Annotated in this window: 16 protein-coding genes and 1 riboswitch; of the genes, 10 read left to right on the forward strand and 6 right to left on the reverse strand. The window is 54.0% G+C overall.

All coding sequences use genetic code 11. From position 1 onward, the window contains the following. Window positions 1–73: 73 nt before the first annotated feature. Window positions 74–1363, reverse strand: coding sequence for an NCS2 family permease (locus KNP75_RS12125; RefSeq protein ID WP_214754858.1), 1290 nt, complete (start codon window positions 1361–1363; stop codon window positions 74–76). Between the two features lie 236 nt (window positions 1364–1599). Between KNP75_RS12125 and KNP75_RS12130 the strand changes: the two genes are divergently transcribed. The 5 genes from KNP75_RS12130 (at window position 1600) to KNP75_RS12150 (ending at window position 4411) form a co-directional block, all read left to right on the forward strand. After that, entirely contained in the window at window positions 1600–1833 is a 234-nt protein-coding gene (locus tag KNP75_RS12130; protein ID WP_114164900.1) for a hypothetical protein, read from the forward strand. A gap of 11 nt (window positions 1834–1844) precedes the next feature. Beyond that, entirely contained in the window at window positions 1845–2804 is a 960-nt protein-coding gene (locus KNP75_RS12135; protein ID WP_215190535.1) for a LacI family DNA-binding transcriptional regulator, read from the forward strand. A gap of 67 nt (window positions 2805–2871) precedes the next feature. Then, the gene (locus KNP75_RS12140) at window positions 2872–3153 is read left to right on the forward strand and encodes a HesB/YadR/YfhF family protein (protein ID WP_034780715.1); all 282 of its coding nucleotides are present in this window, start codon (window positions 2872–2874) and stop codon (window positions 3151–3153) included. A gap of 94 nt (window positions 3154–3247) precedes the next feature. Next, window positions 3248–3385 (forward strand): hypothetical protein, encoded by a 138-nt coding sequence (locus tag KNP75_RS12145; RefSeq protein ID WP_021068076.1) that lies wholly within the window; start codon window positions 3248–3250, stop codon window positions 3383–3385. Window positions 3386–3481: 96 nt separating this feature from the next. Continuing rightward, window positions 3482–4411 carry a manganese-dependent inorganic pyrophosphatase gene (locus KNP75_RS12150; RefSeq protein WP_034780718.1) on the forward strand — a complete coding sequence of 310 codons (930 nt, stop codon included), beginning with the start codon at window positions 3482–3484 and terminating at the stop codon, window positions 4409–4411. 52 nt (window positions 4412–4463) lie between these two features. Here the strand turns inward: KNP75_RS12150 and KNP75_RS12155 are convergent, their stop codons facing one another. The 3 genes from KNP75_RS12155 to KNP75_RS12165 are packed head-to-tail and all read right to left on the reverse strand — an operon-like array spanning window position 4464 to window position 7832. After that, complete coding sequence (locus KNP75_RS12155; protein WP_215190536.1) at window positions 4464–5588, reverse strand: DUF418 domain-containing protein; 1125 nt, start codon at window positions 5586–5588, stop codon at window positions 4464–4466. A 21-nt stretch (window positions 5589–5609) separates the two neighbouring features. Further along, window positions 5610–7163 carry an ABC-F family ATP-binding cassette domain-containing protein gene (locus KNP75_RS12160; protein WP_021068083.1) on the reverse strand — a complete coding sequence of 518 codons (1554 nt, stop codon included), beginning with the start codon at window positions 7161–7163 and terminating at the stop codon, window positions 5610–5612. Window positions 7164–7223: 60 nt separating this feature from the next. Then, a complete protein-coding gene (locus KNP75_RS12165; RefSeq protein ID WP_215190537.1) occupies window positions 7224–7832 on the reverse strand; it encodes an NAD(P)-dependent oxidoreductase in 609 nt (202 codons plus the stop codon). Between the two features lie 131 nt (window positions 7833–7963). After that, window positions 7964–8065, forward strand: a riboswitch (purine riboswitch). A gap of 77 nt (window positions 8066–8142) precedes the next feature. On the opposite strand from KNP75_RS12165, the gene KNP75_RS12170 reads away from it, so the two are divergent. From KNP75_RS12170 to KNP75_RS12185, 4 genes are read left to right on the forward strand one after another with little or no spacing between them, the layout of a single operon-like run. Continuing rightward, a complete protein-coding gene (locus tag KNP75_RS12170; RefSeq protein ID WP_215190538.1) occupies window positions 8143–8724 on the forward strand; it encodes a xanthine phosphoribosyltransferase in 582 nt (193 codons plus the stop codon). Beyond that, window positions 8721–10025: a nucleobase:cation symporter-2 family protein gene (locus tag KNP75_RS12175; RefSeq protein ID WP_215190539.1), complete on the forward strand. Its 1305-nt coding sequence runs from the start codon at window positions 8721–8723 to the stop codon at window positions 10023–10025. Before KNP75_RS12170 ends, KNP75_RS12175 begins: the two co-directional genes overlap by 4 nt. A 34-nt stretch (window positions 10026–10059) precedes the next feature. Continuing rightward, window positions 10060–10707, forward strand: a complete 648-nt coding sequence (locus KNP75_RS12180; protein WP_215190540.1) for an NAD(P)H-binding protein — start codon at window positions 10060–10062, stop codon at window positions 10705–10707. After that, entirely contained in the window at window positions 10704–11096 is a 393-nt protein-coding gene (locus tag KNP75_RS12185) for an RDD family protein (RefSeq protein ID WP_034780735.1), read from the forward strand. The genes KNP75_RS12180 and KNP75_RS12185 overlap by 4 nt, the downstream gene beginning before the upstream one ends. A gap of 21 nt (window positions 11097–11117) precedes the next feature. On the opposite strand, the gene KNP75_RS12190 is transcribed toward KNP75_RS12185, so the two are convergent. Next, window positions 11118–12383, reverse strand: coding sequence for a purine/pyrimidine permease (locus tag KNP75_RS12190; protein WP_215190541.1), 1266 nt, complete (start codon window positions 12381–12383; stop codon window positions 11118–11120). A gap of 75 nt (window positions 12384–12458) precedes the next feature. Between KNP75_RS12190 and KNP75_RS12195 the strand changes: the two genes are divergently transcribed. Further along, a complete protein-coding gene (locus KNP75_RS12195; RefSeq protein ID WP_215190542.1) occupies window positions 12459–13163 on the forward strand; it encodes an alpha/beta hydrolase in 705 nt (234 codons plus the stop codon). A gap of 33 nt (window positions 13164–13196) precedes the next feature. Here the strand turns inward: KNP75_RS12195 and KNP75_RS12200 are convergent, their stop codons facing one another. Next, the gene (locus KNP75_RS12200; protein WP_215190580.1) at window positions 13197–14381 is read right to left on the reverse strand and encodes an MFS transporter; all 1185 of its coding nucleotides are present in this window, start codon (window positions 14379–14381) and stop codon (window positions 13197–13199) included. Window positions 14382–14485: the final 104 nt, after the last annotated feature.

The raw sequence follows: 14485 nt of genomic DNA on the forward strand, positions 1-14485 counted from the left end.
ACTGCTATAAAACAGCATTACCCTGCCCGATAACAGAAAAACCCTCGTCGGTCGACGAGGGCTCGAATCTAACTTATAAGAAAAACATTTCCAGGATGAATAGCGCGCCGAACAAGTAGATGAGCGGGTGGACCGTTTCTTTGTTCATCGCTTTAAAGATCGGATAGAGGATGAAACCGAAGGCGATCCCGCGTTCGATACTGCCTGAGAGCGGCATGATGAGAATCGTCATGAACGCCGGGAAGTATTCGCTGAAGTCTGTCCAGTCGATGTAACGGACGTTCGTCAACATGAGCGCACCGACGATGATGAGGGCCGGTGCCGTGATGGCGGCAACGCCAGAGATGGCACCGATGAGCGGGCTGAAGAACAATGTCAGTCCGAACAAACCGGCCACGACCGCGGTCGTCAGACCGGTCCGTCCGCCTTGGGCGACACCAGCGGCCGACTCGATATAAGCCGTCGACGGGCTCGTCCCGACGAGCGAGCCGCCCATCGTCGCGAGTGAATCGGCGAACAAGGCGCGGTGCCCGTTTTCGATCGTCCCATCTTCTTTCAACAGGTTGGCCTGTTTTCCGACTCCGACGAGTGTTCCGGTCGTATCGAACAACGTGACGAGGAAGAACGACAAGACGGCACCGAACAAACCGTATTGGATGACGTCCGAGAACGCCGTGAGCGGATTGACCATAAGTCCTTCCGGCAATGTCGGCATCGCCGTCACGCCTTCAATCTTCAAGAGACCCATGAAGGTGGCCGCGATGCCTGTGAGCACCATCCCGATGAGGAGTGAGCCCGGCACGTTCCGTGAGAACAAGAGGGCCGAGACGATCAAACCGCCGAGGACGAGCAAGACACTCGGTGATGACAAGTCCCCGAGACGGATGAGGTTCGCCTCATCCGCAACGATGAGACCTGACAACTTCAATCCGAGCGAGGCGATGAACAACCCGATACCGGTCGTGATGGCATGCTTGAGTGACGCCGGGATGGCTTGAATCAGTTTCGTCCGAATCGGTGACAGCGACAAAATCAAGAAGAAGACCGATGAGACGAAGACGACGCCGAGCGCAGCGGACGGCGTGATCTGTTGCTGGGCGACGAGCGTATACGCGAAGAATGCGTTCAGTCCCATCCCTGGTGCGACGGCAATCGGGAGGTTGGCGTAGAACGCCATGAGCCCGGTACCGATCAAAATGGCGATGATGGTTGCCGTGAACGCTTGGGCGAACGGGATGCCGGCATCTGACAGAATCGCTGGGTTGACGACAGAGATGTAAGCCATCGTCACGAACGTTGTGATGCCTGCCATCACTTCTTGTTTAACGTTCGTTCCATGTTGTTTTAATTGAAATAAGTTCATGAGTAGGACTCCCTATAATTAGTAATTTCCGAACAATAATGTCCGACAATCGTCGAATTAACGTTATCAACTTGATGACTATACAAAATGAGCTGGCTGTCGTCAATGATTTCGAGTGAAAAAACTTTAAATATCCTCATGTAAGCGTTGAACGTTCGGAAATAGATGAAATAAAAATAGTACTTGCTCTGAAACGCGTTTCAGACTGTACGGTTAAGTCAAAGGAGGGAAAGCTCATGAATCCGACAACGTGGAAGACATGGTGCAGTGGGATCGTCTACGAACTCGTCATCAATCAGTTGTATACGCCGCTCGGAAGAATGTTGTGCGCCCGTTTTCAAGACGAGTTTCTTCATCTACCCGTCGAAGAACGGTTCCGCCTCGTCCAAGCCATCCGAAAGCAAGTGATTGCGAAAGGTGACAGTCAGGAGGCAGACTGGGTACACTATATGCAAAGACTGACAGATTGAGGTGAAGCGGAATGGCGAACATCCGAGATATCGCGAAATATGCGGACGTCTCCGTGACGACGGTGTCGCGCGTGCTCAATGAGCACCCGTATGTGTCGAAAGAGAAGCGGGAGCGGGTGCGACGGGCGATGGCCGAGCTTGGCTATTTACGGAATCAGCAGGCGCTGACGTTATCGACCGGTCGCACGCAGCGTTTCGTCGTCGTGTTGCCGTATTTGGATCATCCGTATTATGGACTGTTCGTCAACGGGCTCGCGAAAGCTGCCCTCCAAAGAGATTATCGACTCGTCATGTGGCAGACAGAGTATCAACTCGACCAAGAACGGCAAGCGCTTGATCTATTGAAGCACCGTGAAGTCGATGGGGCGATCCTGTTATCCCATACGATGTCATTCGATGAGATGGAAACGTATCGACAATTTGGTCCAATCTCGGTCGCGACCGTCGGGGCGCCGCAGACGATTTCTTCGGTCCACGTCGATCATTACACCGCGTTTGTCGCCGGTTTGCGCGTGTTGGCGCAAGCGGGATATGCCGAAATCGGCATCGTGTTGTCAAGACAAGACAGTCCAAGCTCGATCGCGCGTCAGCAGGCGTACTTCGATGAAGTCGAACTTGCGCGTGAGCGATGGGTTTGGACCGGTTACTTGACGAGCGAGGACGGGATCGGACTGGCCGATGCGTTTCTGCGTCAACAAGAGCGTCCTCGAGCGCTCTTTTTCTCGTCGGATTATGTGGCGCTCGGTTTTTTAGGAGAATTACGCCGTCGTGGTGTCAGCATCCCGGATGAAGTCGCCATCCTTGGCTTCGATGGTCATCCGATTGGTCAGGCGTTCGGCCTGTCGACGATGCACTCGCCAAATGAAGACATCGGACGGACGTTGTTCGATGTGACGTTCGAGGAGATGAATGGCGGAGCTTCGGTCGCAAACAGTTTAACGGTCACATATTTGCCGGGGACGACGCTCTAAGCAACTTCCTCGCTCGGTTTTTCTGAAACGATTAGAATGGAGACAGAAGTCGAGAGGAGGATGACGAATGAAGATTAACGTGACAGAAGAAGCACTCCAATTTTTTAAAGATGAGATGGAAGTCGAGGCAGGCCAGACGGTGCGCCTTTTCGCCAAATATGGGGGTTCGACCGATTTGACGCACGGCTTCTCAGTGGGAGTCATCACAGAAGACATCGACAACGCTGTAGTCGAAACGGAAGCGGATGGGATTCGCTTCGTCGTGGCTGAACAGGATGAGTGGTTGTTCCAAGGACAAGACGTCAACGTCGAGATTCGAGGCGACGAGGTCGTGTTCGTTCAAGCGTGACATCACAGTTTGTTAACAGAAATGCGACATCCGTTTGAAGCCATCCAGCTCGGGGAACAGTCTACGACATGACAAAACCGAAAGGATGAGACAGATGTCAGAACAAGATAAAAAGCGTGAACAAGAAGAACAAGAGAAGTTGAAACGAGACCAACCGGATATTTCGCACGAAGAAGATTCAAAAGGGGATCATTCGGACCTTGAAGAGACGGACGAAGACGAACAAGCGTAAAGAGCCCCTGGTGGCTCTTTTTGTTTGGGAATTGAAAGAATGAGGATAGACGGTATAATGGATAAGGGAAAACTATCATAGTGAGGAGAATGCATCATGAGTACAGTACTAGTTTTCGGACATAAAAATCCAGACACGGATACGATTTGCTCGGCGCTCGCTTACGCGGAGCTGAAGAAAAAGTTAGGCATGGACGCTGAGGCGGTCCGTCTCGGTGAAGTGAACGGGGAGACGCAATATGCGCTCGACCACTTCCGCGTCAAGGCACCACGCCTCGTAGAACGCGTGTCAGACGAAGCGAACTCGGTCATCCTGGTCGACCATAATGAGTTCCAGCAAAGCGCGGAAGACATCGCAGACGTGCGCATTCTTGAAGTCGTCGACCATCACCGCATCGCCAACTTCCAAACAGCGGATGCCCTCTACTATCGTGCGGAGCCGGTCGGTTGTACGGCGACGATTTTGCTCAAACTCTATAAAGAGCACGGTGTCGAAATCGCGCCTGACATGGCAGGATTGATGCTATCGGCGATCATCTCGGACTCGCTCTTGTTCAAGTCACCGACTTGCACGGACGAGGACATCAAAGCGGCAAAAGAACTCGCAGCCATTTCAGGTACAGACATCGAGACATACGGTCTTGAGATGTTGAAAGCTGGGGCTGACCTTAGTCAAAAAACGATCCCAGAACTCATCTCGCTCGACGCGAAAGAGTTTGCGATGGGCGACTACCGCATTGAGATCGCTCAAGTGAACACGGTCGACGCGAACGACGTGTTGAGCCGTAAAGCTGAAGTCGAAGCGGCAATGGCCGTGAAGATGTTAGACAAAGAACTCGATTTGTTTGTCTTCGCCATCACGAACATTTTGACGAACGATTCGGAAGCACTCGTTGTCGGTAAGAAGACGGATCTATTCGAGCAGGCGTTCAACGTCAAGTTGGTCGATGGTCTTGCGACACTCCCTGGTGTTGTCTCACGTAAAAAGCAAATCGTACCGGTGCTCACAGCAGCGGCGACGAACTAAGAAACGAGAAAGGCTCGAAGCAGATCAATCTGCTCCGAGCCTTTTTTTGCGGTCAAGATGCTTGCTTTTGTCGTCCATACGTTCCAATGCGCCATAATTTCTCGAATGGGCCGTATCGATGCGATTTGAGCCACCACATCGAGAAGAACGCTTGGGCAATCAAAATCGCGATACTTAAGAACAATCCTTCCGTCAACGACAGGCGACCGTAGTAGCCGAGGGCGATAACGGGCAGAACGACGACGAGGGTATGCGTCAAATAGTTCGTCAGCGCCATACGGCCGAGCGCCTGCAACGGACGGAATGCGCGCCCGTTGCGGACGGCAATCGTGAACAGACAGACGTACGCCGTCGCGAGCAGTTTGCCGGAGACGAGGACGGCGGCAGAATTTGTCGCCGAATATTCGGCACCGTCACCGTAATGGTGCCAAAGGATGACTGCAAAGAATGGAAGGGCCGCTACTACACAGATGATGGCCGTCCGCGTCAATCCTCGGATGCTCCACGTGAGGAGTTTCCGTTCCCGTCCGATATAAAGTCCGAACAAGAACAGGCTTAGAATTTCAACCCCGACAAAAAAGGAGTTTTGGAACATGTCAAAAATCTCTTCGTCTAAGCGATAGTCGAACCATGGGCCGAATCCAGAATTAAAGATTGCCGGGAAAGGATCACCACTAAACCTAAATCCGAGCGACAATTCTAAGTACATGGATGAGACATAGAAGAGTAAAAAGCTCCCAATCAACAAACTCCATGCCCATGTCAAAATCGCCCGGTTGCTTAATCCATAAAACAGTGGGAGCAACAAGCCCCACATCGCGTACGTATGTAAGATGTCACCCGACCAAATGGCCAGGTGAACGAGTCCGAATAGAAACAAAATCGCGATACGGCGGATATAACGGGCGACCGAATCCCCGCGCGCATACGAGCGCTCGAGAAAAATCGAGAAGCCGATTCCGAACAGGAGCGAGAAAATCGTGTAAAACTTCGTCTGGACGAACAAATCGAACAGCGTCCGAACGAGTAAATCGCTCCCCGCATAGTCGGCGCGACCGGAAATCCAGTCGCTTCCGAGCATTGTGGGGATGTTGACGAGAAAGATGCCGCATAGGGCAAACCCTCGAATGATGTCATATAGAACGATACGTTCGTTTACTTGAATCGGGCCAGTCATACGCCACTTCCTCTACACGGATTAGAATACTTTTGTCGTCCACGATTCGCAGTTCCAGACGTCGGTGACGATGTCTTGATAAAACTCTGGTTCGTGACTGATGAGTAGGATACTGCCTTTATATTCTTTCAACGCACGTTTCAACTCTTCCTTCGCGTCGACATCCAAGTGGTTCGTCGGCTCATCGAGGAGGAGCAAGTTCGATTCGTTGTTTTGGAGCTTACAGAGACGGACCTTCGCTTTCTCTCCACCACTGAGGACCGCGATTTTACTCTCGATATGCTTCGTCATGAGACCGCATTTCGCGAGCATGGCGCGGACTTGTTGCTGGTTGAGGGACGGGAATTCGCTCCAAATCTCTTCGATACACGTGTTGTTGCTGACAGCCGCTTCTTGTTCGAAGTACCCGATCTCCAAGAACTCACCGCGTTCGACGGTTCCTTCAAGCGGGTTGATCATGCCAAGAAGACTCTTCAACAGCGTCGTCTTCCCGATCCCGTTCGCACCGACGAGGGCGATTTTCTGACCGCGCTCCATTTGGAGGTCGAGCGGGCGTGAGAGCGGCTCGTCATAACCGATGACGAGATTTTTGGCGTCAAAGATGAGACGGCCTGACGTGCGTGCCTGCAAGAACCGGAACTCTGGTTTCGGACGTTCCGCACTCAGTTCGATGACATCCATCTTATCGAGCTTCTTCTGACGCGACATCGCCATGTTCCGTGTCGAGACGCGTGCCTTGTTGCGGGCGACGAAGTCTTTCAAGTCGGCAATTTCAGCCTGCTGGCGTTTATAAGCCGATTCAAGCTGCGAGCGTTTCATCTCATACACTTCCATGAACTTGTCATAGTCGCCGACATAGCGTGACAAGTCTTGATTCTCCATATGGTAGACCAAGTTGATGACGCTGTTTAAGAACGGGATATCGTGCGAAATCAAGATGAAGGCGTTGTCGTAGTTTTGGAGATAACGCTTCAACCACTCGATGTGGGCCTCGTCCAAATAGTTGGTCGGCTCATCGAGGAGAAGGATGTCCGGCTTCTCGAGAAGCAGTTTCGCGAGCAATACCTTCGTCCGCTGACCACCTGAGAGGTCCGTGACGTCACGGTCGAGTCCGACATCTAAAATACCGAGACCGCGTGCGACTTCTTCGACTTTCGCATCGATGATATAGAAGTCGTTCGAATCGAGCATTTCCTGCAGTTCGCCGACTTCAGCAAGCATGTCGTCCATCTGTTCAGGTGTCGCATCGCCCATTTCCATATAGAGCTCACCGATTCGTGTTTCGGTGTCGATCAAGTATTGGAACGCGCTCTTCAACACGTCCCGAATCGTCATCCCACGCTCGAGGACAGCGTGCTGGTCGAGGTAACCGACACGGACGTTTTTCGCCCATTCGATTTTGCCTTCGTCCGGTTGGAGTTTGCGCGTGATGATGTTCATGAACGTTGATTTTCCTTCACCGTTCGCTCCGATGAGGCCGATGTGTTCGCCTTTCAATAGACGGAAAGACACGTCGTTCAAAATGGCGCGGTCACCGAAACCGTGGCTCAAGTTTTGTACTGTTAATATACTCATATTTCTTATTCGTTCCCTTCAAAGTTGACTATCCGATATTGTAGCATGGATTCAAAAAAATTAGTACGCCAGCCCGACTGATTGGCGGACGAAGTGTTGTTCTTCAACGGCGTTCAGCATGAACTGGGCGACATCGGCCCGTGAAATCTGTTTTCCGTTGTCTGGAATGGTGTCGATAGACGTTCGATACACCGAGGTCCGGGGACCGTCCGTCAGTTGCATCGGCCGCACGATTGTGTAATCGAACGACGAGTTGCGCCACAAATCGACCGCGGCCCGGTGATCACGGAGCGGCTTCCGAAGCATGAACGTCACCACCGTACCAGCGAGGCCCGGAATCTCTTTGTCGATTCCAGCCGAGGCGAGGTAGACGACCCGAGTGACGTCATTTGCTTTCAGCGCCGGGACGAGTGCGTCGGTGACGCGGGCCAGGAAGTCTGGATCGCTCAAGTCGGTTCCGAGACAGCTGATGACGGCGTCATGACCAGCGAGGGCGTCTGTCAAAGCGGCGCTGTCTGTGACGTCGCCTTCGATGATTTCAAGTTGCGGAGTCGGAATCAATTTTTTTTGTTCCCGCACGAAGGCGGTCACATGGTGGCCATGCTCGATGGCTTGGTCGACAAACTGATGACCGGTCCGGCCGGTGGCACCTAAAACGAATAGCTTCATAATGGATGTGGCTCCTCTCGTTTTTCCAGTATCTTTAGTATACAGGAGTTTCAGAAAAATCGAACTTTTAGCCGTCTTTTCAGAAACGGGTTGCAATTTCTACAATATCGTCTAGAATAAGTCCTATCTTATATAAATAAAAGATTCGCACTCGTATATCAGCGGGAATATGGCCCGCAAGTCTCTACCGAACCACCGTAAATGGTTCGACTACGGGTGACGCTTGTCGTGTGCATTCGTTTTGTTTCCATGCGGTTCGTCGTCCCCGGGTTGGGGTGACGAATCGCATTTTTTTATTGGAGGGAAAACAATGAAGCAGTTAGAAGACAAAATCAGAGATGAAGGACAAGCGTTGTCCGAACACGTATTGAAAGTCGATGCCTTCTTGAACCATCAAGTCGATCCTGTCTTGATGCAGGCGATCGGACGCGAGTTCGCGGATCGGTTCCGTGACGCGGGAATCGATCGTATCGTCACATTAGAATCGAGCGGAATCGCTCCGGCCATGATGACGGCGCTCGAGATGAACATTCCGTTCGTCTTCGCCCGTAAACGCAAATCACTCACACTTCAAGACGATCTCGTCGAAGCGGACGTTTACTCGTTCACGAAACAAGAGACGAACCGCATCAGTTTGAGCCGTCGCTTCGTCCAACCCGGGGAGCGCGTGCTCGTCATCGACGATTTCCTCGCTAACGGGGAAGCGGCACTCGGTTTGACGCAACTCGTCGAATCGGTCGGTGCGGTCGTCGCCGGTGTCGGCATCGTCATCGAGAAATCGTTCCAGCCGGGACGGGACAAGTTGCTCGAGCGAGGCTATCAGGTCGAATCACTCGCTCGGATCGCCAAGCTTGAAGCAGGTGAGATTTCCTTCATGGAGGTAGTCCGATGAACACGTTCAAGACAGCCAGTCTCGGATTCCAACACTTACTTGCCATGTACACGGGCGCGGCGATCGTCCCGCTCATCGTCGGCGGAGCCATCGGGCTCGGACCGACGGAACTCGCTTACCTCGTCGCAATCGATTTGTTCATGTGCGGCGTCGCGACGCTGTTGCAAGTCTGGACGACTCGTTTCACCGGTGTTGGTCTGCCAGTCGTACTTGGTTGTACGTTCACCGCGGTCGGACCGATGATTGCCATCGGTAGCTCGAGCGGCATCACCGCTATTTACGGGGCACTCATCGCGAGCGGGATTATCGTCATTCTAATATCAGGCTTTGTCGGGAAACTGGCTCGCTTCTTCCCGCCGGTCGTGCTCGGCTCGGTCGTGACGATTATCGGTCTCTCGCTCATCCCAGTCGCTGTCAATGACATCGGCGGCGGGATGCCGGGTGAGCCCGGCTTCGCTTCGATGCAAAACTTGGCGCTCGGTGGCTTGACCATCGGTTTGATTCTCGTCTTGAACCGAATCGGTACCGTGTTCACACGGGCGGCCGCGGTCTTGTTCGCGGTCTTGATCGGCACAGGGGTCGCCGCGTTCCTCGGTCTCGTCGACTTCAGCCCGGTCCGTGAGGCCGGCTGGTTCCAAATGGTACAACCGTTCTACTTCGGGATGCCGACGTTTGACGTCTCGGCCATCCTCGTCATGACGCTTGTGGCCATCATCTCGATGATCGAATCGACGGGTGTCTTCTTGGCATTGAGCGATATCACGAAAAAGCCGATTGGCTCGAACGAGTTGACGAAAGGGTATCGGGCCGAAGGTGTGGCGACGATTCTCGGCGGGATTTTCAACAGCTTCCCATACACGACGTTCAGTCAAAACGTCGGTCTCGTCCAATTGTCAGGCGTCAAATCGCGCCGCGTCATCTTCTGGACGAGTGGACTATTGATTTTGCTCGGCTTCTTGCCGAAAGTCGCGACGTTCACGACATTGATCCCGAAACCGGTGCTCGGTGGGGCGATGCTCGTCATGTTCGGTACGGTCGCCGCGTCAGGGATTCGAATCTTGAGCCAAGTCGATTTTGCGAAAAATGAGAACTTGATTACAATCGCCTTGTCGATCGGGGTCGGTCTCGGTATCACGGCCAATCCGGCCATCGTCGCGAACATGCCGGAGGCGGTTCAGTTGTTCACGGACAGCGCCATCGTCGCAGGATCGTTCACCGCCTTGTTGTTGAACGGGTTCTTCCGACTCGTCGACCGGTTCCGTCCGGTCGAGGTCGTTGCCGAGAACCGGCAAGTCAGCTAGACTGAAAGGAACTACGTAACTAGGGGGAACAAGCATGGGGAAAACTGCACTTGTCGTTGGCGCCACCGGTTTGATTGGACGCGAACTCGTCGAACAGTTGCTCGAACAAGAACGATATGATCAAGTCTGGATTGTCGTCCGTCGCTCGAAGCGCTGGAGTCACCCGAAACTGCACGAGGTCGTCGGATTTGAAGGAATGGACGAGGTGTTGCCGCATATTGATGACGTCTACTGCGCACTCGGAACGACGATCGCTGTCGCCGGTTCGCGTCCGGCATTCAAACACGTCGATCTCGACTTGCCGCTCGAAGTGGCCCGGGTCGCGAAACAACACGGAGCGACACGTTATGCCGTCGTATCGGCGCAAGGCGCGTCACTTCGGTCACCGTTCTTCTACAACCGGGTGAAAGGGGAGCTCGAGAACGGGCTCAAAGTGTTCGGCTTCGAGCACTTGATTATCGCCCGGCCATCGCTCCTCCTTGGGGAGCGGGATGAGTTCCGACTAGGCGAGAAAGCGGCCGAAGTCGTCAGCCGTCCGCTCCAACCGTTGTTGCTCGATAAACTACCGGATGCAGCGCCGATTCAAGCGCTCCACGTGGCCCGCGCCTTGATTATGGCCGCAGAAGAAGGACAGGGCATCGAAGTGTTGACGTCAGGTATGATGCAGAGGATGAGCCAATGAACCCATTAACCAAGAAACGTACCCAAGCCGTCTTGATTGATGGCGTCATTGCCGGATTGCTCAGTTTTGGTGTCGAACAGCTCGTTCGGAAGAAAGTGAAGAGCGAGTTCGTCCATGCTGTCATCACCCCGACGCTCGTCTCCTACGCGCTTGAGGCATGTCAGATGCGCCGCAGTGGACAGACGCTCGGCTATAAGCTGATGGGTCTCGAGTTGAAAAATGACGACGGGACACCGGTCACGGCCGAGCAAGCGTTCAAACGGGCGCTTCACCGCGACACAATCTCGATTGTCGCCTACGTCAAAGACCGCGCGCACTTCGAGGCCGAAGACGGTGCCGTCTTGCCGCACGACGCAGCGTTCCATATGCACGTAACCGAAAAAAACTGACCTCACGCGAGGTCAGTTTTTTTAGTCTTTGATACGGCTGAGAATGGCCGTCGTCAAGGCGACGATCGTTCCGAGGACGAGTCCGTTCGAGAACACGGTCGCCAAGAGCGGCGGCAAATCGTTCATTGCCCCAGGTGGGAGCAACATCGCCCCGGCCCCAATTACGAGCGGGAGACCGACAGTGAGCGAGGCCGTCTTTTGGTTCAATTCGAATGCCGCCTCGTTGATTCCGATGATGATCATTGTCGCGATGAGCGGGGTAACGATGGCGTATCCGACAGCGGCTGGGATACTTGCGATCAGCGAGACGAATGGACCGACGAGGGCGAGCACCATCATCAAAGCATGAGCGATGAGGTGTGGCGTGCGATGCACACTTTCAGTCGAAGACAGGAAGCCGGCTGTCCCAGAGATGGCGACCGGTCCCGGTGTCCCGAACAAGCCCGCGACCATTTGGCTGATGCCGCTGACAACGCCTGACGCCGGGACGTTCCCTTCGATTTGACGCTTCTCGCGCGAGCTGACGATGCGCTCAATCAATTTGATATTGGCAAGGACGTTCGTCATGAGCAGGAGCGTGATGACGAATGCAGTCGGAAGTAAGTTCCAATCCCATACCCACATACCAAACGGGAATAGTTCAGGGACGAGGAAGAACGAATCAGAACGGACAATCGGGTTCCCGAGACCGAGCATGTTGAACAGCCAAAACCCTACGATGAGCGTCATGACGAGGCCATACTGCTTGAACCGGCTCCGCTCGAGCGTGAGCGCGAATAAGACGAGGCCGGCTGTCGCCACGGCTTGGATTGTGTTGATGCCGTCCTCGGTCACACCGAAGCCGCCTTTTATGACGGCGCCGGACAATTGCAACACGAGCAAAATCATGTAGACGCCGAGGACTTGCGGGGTAAACAACGACAGCATCCGTCGCAACAGGCCGGTGACAGTCATGACCACTCCGAGCACACCACTTAAGAACAACATGAAACCGAGCGCTTGGAGCGTCTCTTGTCCGCTACCATAAAGCGCTGGACCGATGGAGGCATAGAGTGTGAACACGCCCCACCAAATCCCGGCCGGTCCTTCTAAGATGGGCAGGCGGTGGCCGAGCAGCGTCTGGATGATGCTGAAGAGTGCGAAGACGAACAGTGAGCGTGAGATGAACGTCATCGTCTCGCCCGGCGACAGTTCAAATAAGGCGGCAATCGAGAGCGGTGGTACAATGTTTGTAGCTAAAATAAAAATAAACCACTGAATCGTCGTGGTTACAGAACTTTTGGTCATGGTGTCCCCCTGATATTTCCCTTTTTTAATACTAGTGTACCGTGACGGGGAAGTGGATGCAAATGGAGGTATATAATGAAGAAAAAACTGAAGTGGATTGGCCTCGGCCTATTGGGAGTCATGTTGGTCGCCATCATCGGCTTCCTTGTTTGGACGCAACTGACGTACGGACCGACGGAAGAGGCGCGCGGTTACGTGGCTGAGGCGAGGGAGGTGGACAATCGTCTCGAGTTCGGGCAGACGGACAGCGAGGTTGGGTTCATCCTGTATCCTGGGGCGAAAGTCGAGAAAGAGGCGTACGCTTACTATGGCACCAGACTGGCGGAAGAAGGTGTCTTCGTCGCCATCCCATCGTTGCGCTTGAATCTCGGGATAGCAGATATCGATGCAGCAGAAGATATCATCGCCGCCCACCCGGATATCGAACGTTGGGTCGTCGGCGGGCATTCACTCGGCGGTTCGGCGGCGTCCGGTTACGCGCTCGAACACGAGGCGCAAGTCGAGGGGGTCATCTTCCTCGCCTCGTATCCGATCAGTTCGATGGCGGACAGCGATTTACGTGTCTTGTCCGTCTCCGGGGAAATCGACGGTCTGGCCACACCGGCTGATATCGAGGCGAGCCGTGACAACGTCCCGGATGACGCCGTCTTCCATCAAATCAAAGACGGCAATCACGCCAACTTTGGGATGTACGGCCCGCAGGACGGAGATAACGATAGCCCGCTCAGCGCCAAACAACAACTCGACGAGACGATCGGCCAAATCTTGGATTGGTTATGAAAACAGCGTGCCCACATCATGGGGCACGCTGTTTTAACGTTGGTCGAGCTGATGACTGACCGCTGTCAGCAAGGCTGTCACGAGCGCGACGGCGCCGGCGACGAGGGCGAGCGTCATGACGGGTGCGTTCGCGTAGACAAGACCACCGAGCGCCGAGCCCATCCCGATGCCGACGTTGCTTGCGACCGGCATGAGCGATGAAGCCAGGCCTTTGGCGTCCGGATTGAACTTCTCGGCCAAGTCGATCAAGTAGATTTGCGTCGATGTCGTCAGTAGAATCGCCATGAACGACATGAGCGCGATATTGATCAGACCGAGCGTCACGCTCGACGTCGTCACATACAAGGCCGCCAAGACGAGCGCTTGGATGAGAAAGACGAACCGGAGCCGTCCGATCGGATTATGGCTGGCGATTTTCCCGGCTGCCATATTGCTGAAGATGGAGATGAACCCGTAGGCAAACAGGATTGGGCTAATCCAGGCGACCGGGACGCCGAGCACGCCTTTTAAGATCGGGACGAGGTACGTATAGACGACGTACGTCGCGCCGAAGCCGAACGCCGGGATGAAGAACGCGATTAGGATGCGAGGGTTCGTCAATAGGCGCAATTGATCGGCAATCGACGTTTTGACGCTCGTTAAATGGCTCGGCACGACACGGTAGACGGCGAGAAATGCGACGACGCCTAAAGCGGTCGTCAACAGGAATGTTGTTTCCCATCCGGCGCGTTGGCCGATGAACGTACCGAGCGGGACGCCGAATACGTTGGCCATCGTGAAACCGCCGAAAATGAATGAGACAGCGATGCCGCGCTTCCCGGTTGGCACCGATTCACTGGCGACGAGCATGGCGAGCGAGATGAGCACGCCGGTCACGACGGCGGTCATCATCCGGAGCACGAGCAATATCCCGTACGTCGGAGCGAGGCTGCTGAACAAGTTAAAGACGATGAACGCAGCGGTGAGTGTAAGCATCAGTTTTCGTTTCGGCAAATGGCTCGTCAGTGACATCGTCAGCGGGGTCCCGATGGCGAAGGTGATCGCGAACGCCGAGACGAGCGTTCCGGCCGTGGCAATCGAAATCGATAGGCCATCGGCGATATCGGGTAAAATCCCGACGATGACAAATTCACTCGTCCCGAGCACGAACGTGAGCAAGGCGAGCGATAAGATAAGCGTCCAGTCGGTCCGACTGAGCGATGGGGTAGTCGTCAAAATAAATCACTACTTTCGAATAAAATGTTGTTAGACATCAGTCGTTTCCAACCATACCGAATTTTCGTCAAAAGCAAAACCCTTTTCTCTCACATTGTGAAAGAAAA

The organism is Exiguobacterium sp. s6, assembly GCF_018618155.1.
Lineage (GTDB): Bacteria > Bacillota > Bacilli > Exiguobacteriales > Exiguobacteriaceae > Exiguobacterium > Exiguobacterium mexicanum_A.

Excerpts from the sequence above, each read along its gene's own strand:
- KNP75_RS12125 (WP_214754858.1), bottom strand. The coding sequence starts at position 1,363 with ATGAACTTATTTCAATTAAAACAACATGGAACGAACGTTAAACAAGAA.
- KNP75_RS12130 (WP_114164900.1), top strand. The coding sequence starts at position 1,600 with ATGAATCCGACAACGTGGAAGACATGGTGCAGTGGGATCGTCTACGAA.
- KNP75_RS12135 (WP_215190535.1), top strand. The coding sequence starts at position 1,845 with ATGGCGAACATCCGAGATATCGCGAAATATGCGGACGTCTCCGTGACG.
- KNP75_RS12140 (WP_034780715.1), top strand. The coding sequence starts at position 2,872 with ATGAAGATTAACGTGACAGAAGAAGCACTCCAATTTTTTAAAGATGAG.
- KNP75_RS12145 (WP_021068076.1), top strand. The coding sequence starts at position 3,248 with ATGTCAGAACAAGATAAAAAGCGTGAACAAGAAGAACAAGAGAAGTTG.
- KNP75_RS12150 (WP_034780718.1), top strand. The coding sequence starts at position 3,482 with ATGAGTACAGTACTAGTTTTCGGACATAAAAATCCAGACACGGATACG.
- KNP75_RS12155 (WP_215190536.1), bottom strand. The coding sequence starts at position 5,588 with ATGACTGGCCCGATTCAAGTAAACGAACGTATCGTTCTATATGACATC.
- KNP75_RS12160 (WP_021068083.1), bottom strand. The coding sequence starts at position 7,163 with ATGAGTATATTAACAGTACAAAACTTGAGCCACGGTTTCGGTGACCGC.
- KNP75_RS12165 (WP_215190537.1), bottom strand. The coding sequence starts at position 7,832 with ATGAAGCTATTCGTTTTAGGTGCCACCGGCCGGACCGGTCATCAGTTT.
- KNP75_RS12170 (WP_215190538.1), top strand. The coding sequence starts at position 8,143 with ATGAAGCAGTTAGAAGACAAAATCAGAGATGAAGGACAAGCGTTGTCC.
- KNP75_RS12175 (WP_215190539.1), top strand. The coding sequence starts at position 8,721 with ATGAACACGTTCAAGACAGCCAGTCTCGGATTCCAACACTTACTTGCC.
- KNP75_RS12180 (WP_215190540.1), top strand. The coding sequence starts at position 10,060 with ATGGGGAAAACTGCACTTGTCGTTGGCGCCACCGGTTTGATTGGACGC.
- KNP75_RS12185 (WP_034780735.1), top strand. The coding sequence starts at position 10,704 with ATGAACCCATTAACCAAGAAACGTACCCAAGCCGTCTTGATTGATGGC.
- KNP75_RS12190 (WP_215190541.1), bottom strand. The coding sequence starts at position 12,383 with ATGACCAAAAGTTCTGTAACCACGACGATTCAGTGGTTTATTTTTATT.
- KNP75_RS12195 (WP_215190542.1), top strand. The coding sequence starts at position 12,459 with ATGAAGAAAAAACTGAAGTGGATTGGCCTCGGCCTATTGGGAGTCATG.